General features: G+C 40.1%; 9 protein-coding genes. 8 read left to right on the forward strand and 1 reads right to left on the reverse strand.

The features are described from left to right. Positions 1 to 2 precede the first annotated feature (2 nt). The 7 genes from rpsK to truA all read left to right on the forward strand — a co-directional run bounded on the left by rpsK (position 3) and on the right by truA (position 5,522). On the forward strand, positions 3 to 398 hold the full coding sequence (rpsK, locus tag KC820_RS06840; RefSeq protein WP_144088772.1) for a 30S ribosomal protein S11: 396 nt from the start codon (positions 3 to 5) through the stop codon (positions 396 to 398). Positions 399 to 563: 165 nt separating this feature from the next. Further along, positions 564 to 1,508, forward strand: coding sequence for a DNA-directed RNA polymerase subunit alpha (locus KC820_RS06845; RefSeq protein ID WP_212369593.1), 945 nt, complete (start codon positions 564 to 566; stop codon positions 1,506 to 1,508). A 42-nt stretch (positions 1,509 to 1,550) separates the two neighbouring features. Continuing rightward, positions 1,551 to 1,916 (forward strand): 50S ribosomal protein L17, encoded by a 366-nt coding sequence (gene rplQ, locus KC820_RS06850; RefSeq protein ID WP_212369596.1) that lies wholly within the window; start codon positions 1,551 to 1,553, stop codon positions 1,914 to 1,916. Between the two features lie 394 nt (positions 1,917 to 2,310). After that, positions 2,311 to 3,138, forward strand: a complete 828-nt coding sequence (locus KC820_RS06855) for an energy-coupling factor ABC transporter ATP-binding protein (protein WP_144163558.1) — start codon at positions 2,311 to 2,313, stop codon at positions 3,136 to 3,138. Beyond that, positions 3,114 to 3,980, forward strand: a complete 867-nt coding sequence (locus tag KC820_RS06860) for an energy-coupling factor transporter ATPase (protein ID WP_144163557.1) — start codon at positions 3,114 to 3,116, stop codon at positions 3,978 to 3,980. The genes KC820_RS06855 and KC820_RS06860 overlap by 25 nt, the downstream gene beginning before the upstream one ends. Then, positions 3,977 to 4,774, forward strand: coding sequence for an energy-coupling factor transporter transmembrane component T family protein (locus KC820_RS06865; protein WP_212369598.1), 798 nt, complete (start codon positions 3,977 to 3,979; stop codon positions 4,772 to 4,774). The genes KC820_RS06860 and KC820_RS06865 overlap by 4 nt, the downstream gene beginning before the upstream one ends. A 10-nt stretch (positions 4,775 to 4,784) precedes the next feature. Continuing rightward, positions 4,785 to 5,522, forward strand: a complete 738-nt coding sequence (truA, locus tag KC820_RS06870; RefSeq protein WP_212369600.1) for a tRNA pseudouridine(38-40) synthase TruA — start codon at positions 4,785 to 4,787, stop codon at positions 5,520 to 5,522. Here truA and KC820_RS06875 read toward each other — a convergent pair. Further along, positions 5,519 to 5,755, reverse strand: coding sequence for a hypothetical protein (locus KC820_RS06875; protein WP_212369603.1), 237 nt, complete (start codon positions 5,753 to 5,755; stop codon positions 5,519 to 5,521). The genes truA and KC820_RS06875 overlap by 4 nt on opposite strands. Positions 5,756 to 5,943: 188 nt before the next feature. Here KC820_RS06875 and KC820_RS06880 point away from each other — a divergent pair. Beyond that, on the forward strand, positions 5,944 to 6,646 hold a 703-nt coding region (locus KC820_RS06880), incomplete at its 3' end, for a lyase family protein (protein WP_272874469.1).

Genomic DNA, 6,646 nt, shown 5'->3' on the forward strand with positions numbered 1-6,646 from the left:
TTATGGCGAAAAAGCAGCAAACAACTCGTAGAAAACGTCGCGTGAAAAAGAATATAGAGTCTGGCGCAGCACATATCCGCTCTACATTCAATAATACAATTGTGACAATTACAGACTCAGCCGGAAATGCTGTAGCTTGGAGCAGTGCGGGAGCGCTAGGCTTCAAAGGTTCCCGTAAATCCACGCCATTTGCAGCGCAAATGGCAGCAGAAGTAGCGGCGAAATCAGCACAAGAAAACGGCATGAAAACAATTGAAGTTGCAGTAAAAGGCCCTGGTGCTGGTCGTGAAGCAGCAATTCGCTCTTTACAAGCAGCCGGTCTTGAAATCACTGCAATCGTGGACGTAACACCAGTTCCACACAATGGTTGCCGCCCACCAAAACGTCGTCGTGTTTAATTTATTCGTATATATTTTGTCAGCCCGTCTATAATGGGTTATGATAGCTTAAATAAGCAGGCACGGAACATCAGGCTGTTTTAAAAAAGCAGTATCTGATTTTGAAAGAAAATGTGGGGAACTCCGCATAAGTGTTTCGACGTTTTGAAGGAGGGTTTTGGGTAAATGATCGAAATTGAAAAACCGCAAGTTGAAACGATTGAAATTAGTGATGATGCTACATTCGGAAAGTTCGTCATTGAACCGTTAGAGCGTGGTTATGGAACTACAGTAGGGAACTCCCTACGTCGTATTCTATTATCCTCACTACCTGGCGCTGCAGTGACGTCTGTCCAAATTGAAAACGTCCTTCATGAATTTTCAACTATTGAAAACGTCTATGAAGACGTAACGACTATTCTTTTAAATTTAAAAGAGTTATCGTTAAAGATTTACTCTGAAGAAGAGAAAACTTTGGAAATTGATGTTCAAGGCGAGGGTGAAGTCTTCGCTAGAGATATTCAGCATGATAGTGACGTAGAAATACTGAACCCAGACCTTAAAATTGCAACAATCACAGGAAACGGAAGTCTATCCATGAAGATTTTTGCTGAGCAAGGTCGTGGCTACCGTAAAGCTGATGCGAATAAACGTGATGATCAACCGATCGGCGTTATTCCAGTAGATTCAATCTTTACTCCAGTTAAGGGTGTAACCTACCAAGTAGAGAACACTCGAGTTGGTCAAGTAGCAAACTATGATAAGCTGACACTGGATGTAAGCACAGATGGTAGTATTCGACCTGAGGAAGCAATTTCCTTAGGAGCTAAAGTCTTTACAGAGCATTTAAATGTATTTGTAAATATGACTGATGAAGCTCAAAAAGCAGAAATCATGGTAGAAAAAGAAGAAGACCAAAAAGAAAAAGTGTTGGAAATGACCATTGAAGAGTTAGACCTCTCTGTGCGTTCATACAACTGTCTGAAACGTGCAGGAATCAACACGGTTCAAGAACTGACACAAAAATCCGAAGAAGATATGATGAAAGTCCGTAACTTGGGAAGAAAATCATTAGATGAAGTTAAATTCAAGTTGAATGATTTAAACCTAGGCCTACGTAACGACGATTAATCAAGACAGCGATAAATCTTTCTGGTAAAGGAGGTTTTGAGAATGGCGAAAGCGAAATTAGGCCGTCCAACAGATCAACGTCAAGCAATGCTACGTAACCTTGCTACTGATCTAATTGTGCACGAACGCATTGAAACAACAGAAGCAAAAGCAAAAGCACTACGTTCTGTTGTCGAAAAACTAATCACACTCGGTAAACGCGGTGACTTACATGCTCGTCGACAAGCAGCTTCTGTGATCCGCAATGCAAAAGCGGACGAAGAAGAGTCACAATCTGCTTTACAAAAATTGTTTTCAGATATCGCACCTCGATTTGAAGACCGCCAAGGCGGTTACACACGTATCCTAAAATTGGGTGAACGTAAAGGTGACGGTGCGAAAACGGTGATTATTGAATTAGTTGACTAATTGAATGATTAAAGGAAAAAGGGTGGTCAGTTACCAGAAACTTTGGACTGAGCCCTTTTTTATTTTGTACAAAATTGAACCTGACTTTAATTATGAACACTCTATTCGAGGATAGCGCATCAAATTTAACCTCTATCCTCGATTAGGAGCACTCTAATCGAGGGTAGCCCATCAAATTTCAACTCTATCATCAATTAGGAACGTTCTATTCTAAGATAGGACATCAAAATTTAACTCTATCTTCAATTACGAAATAACGCTCAATACGAAACGTTTACCAAACGATAGAGTTCCCTTTAAATGAATAGCTAGTACATGATCTATTACCAAATCGACTTGTCGGTATGATAAACTAACATTAGTGAAAGAGTACGGTGCCAAGGGAGCAACAGTGATGATTGAATTTAACAAAGTGAGCTATTCATATGACAAAAATAGTGGAAATGCAGTAGATGAATTAAGTATGTCGATTGAACAAAATGAATGGATTGCTTTGATCGGTCATAATGGTTCTGGTAAATCTACACTGGCAAAACTGATGAATGGCTTACTTCTTCCTACAAGCGGAACGATTTCAGTGGACGGGCTATCGTTGTCAGAAGATACCTATTGGGAAATCCGCAAGAAGGTCGGCATGGTTTTTCAGAATCCAGAGAACCAATTTGTTGGGACAACTGTCATGGATGATGTCGCGTTTGGTTTAGAAAACTTAGGTGTCCCTCGAGAAGAAATGGTGAAACGAGTTTCTGCCGCATTAAAAGAAGTTGATATGTATTCATTTAAAGACCAAGCACCAAATCGTTTATCTGGCGGGCAGAAGCAACGCGTCGCAATCGCTGGCATTCTAGCGATTATGCCAGAAGTGATCATTTTTGATGAGGCATCGACAATGTTGGATCCGAATGGAAAGCAAGAATTATTGGAAACGATTAAAGGTCTTCGAAAAACAAAAAAGATGACGATTGTCTATATTACACATGACTTGAGTGAAGCAGCCTACGCGGACCGAATCATTGTAATGAACGAAGGAAGACAGTGGATGAGTGGTAAACCGAGAGAAGTTTTCCAATACCAAAATGAGCTGTCCGAGATTGGATTGGAAATACCACTTATATCAAGTATATATGCAGGAATGAACGAGCATGGAGTTAAACTGGAGAAAGAACCATTACATATGAAAGAATTGGTGGATCAACTATGGAAATTGTCTTCGAAAATGTAGATTTTATTTATCAACCGAATAGTCCATTTTCTCACCAAGCATTAAAAGATATCAGTCTGACGATAAAAGATGGAGATTATGCTGCTTTTATCGGGCATACAGGGTCAGGAAAATCAACATTGCTACAACACTTAAATGGCATTCTACGCCCAACTTCGGGGACAGTTCGTATTGGCGATTTCGAGCTGACGACGAAGAAGAACAATGAGATTAAATCACTACGTCGAAAAGTTGGTGTAGTCTTTCAATACCCAGAGCACCAGTTATTCGAGGAAACAGTTGAGAAAGATATTCTGTTTGGCCCTAAAAACTTTGGTATGGATGTTGAGGAAGCAAAGCATAATCTGCCAACTATTTTAGAAGAAGTCGGGTTACCGACAGACGTTCTCCAGCGCTCGCCGTTTGAATTAAGTGGTGGTCAAATGCGGCGGGTAGCCATCGCAGGAGTGCTCATTACGGAACCAAACGTATTGATTTTGGATGAACCGACGGCCGGTCTCGATCCAAGAGGTAGAAAGCAAATCATGAGTTTAATCGACTCGCTACATAAGAAAAAAAGAATGACAATCATTCTAGTGACCCATCACATGGAAGATGTTCTCCGTCACGCGAACCAGGCGTTTGTGTTAAACAAAGGAGAACTAGTGATGCAAGGAGAACCAGTAGAAGTATTCCAAGAAGAAGAACGTCTCCGAAAAATTGGACTTGGCATACCCGAAGAATTACAGCTAATTAATCAATTAAAGCAAACATTAGGTTTACCAATAACCTATCTTCATCAAAGTCCTAGCGAATTAGGAAAAGATATAGCAAAAGCTTTACACGCAGGAGGCAACCGATGAATCAATCCTTTATCATTGGTCAATATGTACCAAAGGAATCACCTGTTCATGCGTTAGATGCACGTACCAAATTAGTGATCGTATTTTTTTACGTCCTCGTGACCTTTTCTGCTGAGACATTGAGTAGCTACTTGATCTTATTTCTCTTTGCTGCATTTGGCGCGGTTATGTCTCGCGTACACCCTTTATTTATCGTGAAAGGCTTGCGTCCGATATGGTTTATCATCATATTGACGTTTATCTTACACTTATTCATACAACGCCAGGGAGAGGTATTATTCTCGATTTTCGGATATGCGATTTACGACCAAGCGGTTATCCAAGCAGCAATCATCTCATCCCGGTTATTTTTACTTATCTTAATGACGACACTGTTAACGTTAACAACGACACCAATTTCGATTACCGATGCAGTTGAAACATTACTGAAACCTTTAAAATCGCTTAAACTACCTATCCATGAACTAGCCTTGATGATGTCGATTTCTTTGCGGTTCATTCCAACACTGATTGAAGAAACGGACAAAATCTCGAAAGCACAAGCATCTCGAGGGATTGATTTTCGAACAGGGAAGTGGCGTGATCGGTTGAAGGCGATTTTTGCTTTATTGATTCCACTGTTTATTAGTGCCTTTAAACGAGCGGAAGACTTAGCGATGGCGATGGAAGCAAGAGGATACAGAGGCGATTATGGAAGAACGAAATTCAGGGAATTGAAATTTACGTCGCTTGATTTAATCGTATTTCTAATATTTATCATCATTGTTATTGGATTCTTTTATTTCAATGGTTAGGAGTCAGATTATGCAACGATTGAAAGTACAAATAGCTTACGATGGAACCTTGTTTTCGGGATTCCAAGTCCAAGTAAATGCGCGAACTGTACAGGAAGAAATTGAAAAAAGCTTAATGAAAATTCATCAACAAGCTATTCGAATATATGCATCGGGTCGGACGGATTCAGGTGTGCATGCAAAAGCACAAGTCATTCACTTTGATAGCCCATTAGATCTTACCGAAACGAATTGGAAGAGGGCACTTCAAACGACGTTGCCAAACGATATTTCAATTGGAAAAGTTGAAAAAGTTTCTCGTGATTTTCATGCTCGAAAAGATGCACGAGATAAAACGTACCGGTATTTTATTCGTTATTCAAAAGATTATGATGTATTCAGTAGAAATCATGAATGGCATATTCGTTATCCATTGGACATTGAAGAGATGAAAAAAGCAGCTGCACAAATACAAGGGACACATGACTTTACCTCATTTTCAGCTTCCAAAACGAACGTAAAAGGAGACAAAACACGGACAATCCATAACGTTGACCTACTTGAATCGGATGAACATGTAGTGGTTGAAGTGACTGGTGATGGTTTTTTGACTCATATGGTGAGAATTATAGTCGGTACATTAGTCGATATTGGCAGCAAGCGGAAGAACCTTCAGTGCATTCAGGAAGCATTTGAAACAAACGATCGTCGTGTGCTTGGCCAAACTGCACCGCCTCAGGGGTTGTTTTTGTGGAAAGTTAATTATTAGAGTGGATTAAAAATTCGTGATAAACGTTCATTCGTTTCAATTTGATTCTGTTCGAGCTTGTCAAACCGGTTAGCGAGGTTATGATGACTTTGACTTTTTGTCAGCTGTTTAAATCGATTGGCCAGATTGTAATGACTTTTTTCAAGTCGATCGAACCGGTGTATGATGGTTTTTTGACCTTCAGAAAGTTCTTTAACGACTTGAACGATAAATTGCAATTGACTTTCTGACATACTAAGTTTCCTCCTTTACTTGTATTTTAATTATGTGTACATTAATTTTATCAGGTCGAATCCGAAATACAAGTTATATAAAATTTAATTAAGAAGCAAAACAACCATTATTTAAACAACATAAACAGAAAAACAAACAGTAAAACATACACAAAATGAGTTTTAAGGAAAATTGGAGGTTTTCATCAATGATCGAACGCTATACGAGAGAAGAAATGGGTCGTATTTGGACAGAAGAAAATCGTTTTCAAGCTTGGCTTGAGGTGGAAATATTAGCTTGTGAAGCGTGGGCTGAGCTTGGTGTCATTCCTGAATCAGATGCTAAAAAAATACGCGAACGTGCTTCTTTTCAAACAGACCGGATTAAGGAAATTGAAGCCGAGACGAAGCATGATGTCGTCGCATTTACGCGTGCCGTTTCTGAATCTTTGGGTGACGAGAAAAAATGGGTTCATTATGGGCTGACTTCAACGGATGTCGTCGATACGGCGTTGTCTTATGTCATCCGCCAAGCAAACGAGATTTTGCGTAACGATTTAAATCGGATTATCGACGTGCTAGCAAAGCGTGCGATTGAACACAAGCATACCGTCATGATGGGAAGAACGCACGGTGTTCATGCAGAACCTACGACATTCGGATTGAAATTAGCACTTTGGTATGAAGAGATGAAGCGGAACTTAGAACGTTTTGAAGAAGCGGCAAGAGGCATTGAATTTGGAAAGCTATCTGGTGCTGTCGGGACATATGCCAATATCGATCCGTATGTGGAACACTACGTCTGTGAAAAGCTTGGACTTTCACCGGCACCGATATCTACACAGACGCTACAACGTGACCGACATGCGCATTATGTATCAACCATCGCATTAATTGCAACGTCGATCGAGA

Source organism: Allobacillus saliphilus (genome assembly GCF_018138385.1).
In the GTDB taxonomy this organism is placed as follows: Bacteria; Bacillota; Bacilli; order Bacillales; family Alkalibacillaceae; genus Allobacillus; species Allobacillus saliphilus.

Excerpts from the sequence above, each read along its gene's own strand:
- KC820_RS06845 (WP_212369593.1), top strand. The coding sequence starts at position 564 with ATGATCGAAATTGAAAAACCGCAAGTTGAAACGATTGAAATTAGTGAT.
- KC820_RS06860 (WP_144163557.1), top strand. The coding sequence starts at position 3,114 with ATGGAAATTGTCTTCGAAAATGTAGATTTTATTTATCAACCGAATAGT.
- KC820_RS06875 (WP_212369603.1), bottom strand. The coding sequence starts at position 5,755 with ATGTCAGAAAGTCAATTGCAATTTATCGTTCAAGTCGTTAAAGAACTT.
- rplQ (WP_212369596.1), top strand. The coding sequence starts at position 1,551 with ATGGCGAAAGCGAAATTAGGCCGTCCAACAGATCAACGTCAAGCAATG.
- rpsK (WP_144088772.1), top strand. The coding sequence starts at position 3 with ATGGCGAAAAAGCAGCAAACAACTCGTAGAAAACGTCGCGTGAAAAAG.
- truA (WP_212369600.1), top strand. The coding sequence starts at position 4,785 with ATGCAACGATTGAAAGTACAAATAGCTTACGATGGAACCTTGTTTTCG.
- KC820_RS06855 (WP_144163558.1), top strand. The coding sequence starts at position 2,311 with ATGATTGAATTTAACAAAGTGAGCTATTCATATGACAAAAATAGTGGA.
- KC820_RS06865 (WP_212369598.1), top strand. The coding sequence starts at position 3,977 with ATGAATCAATCCTTTATCATTGGTCAATATGTACCAAAGGAATCACCT.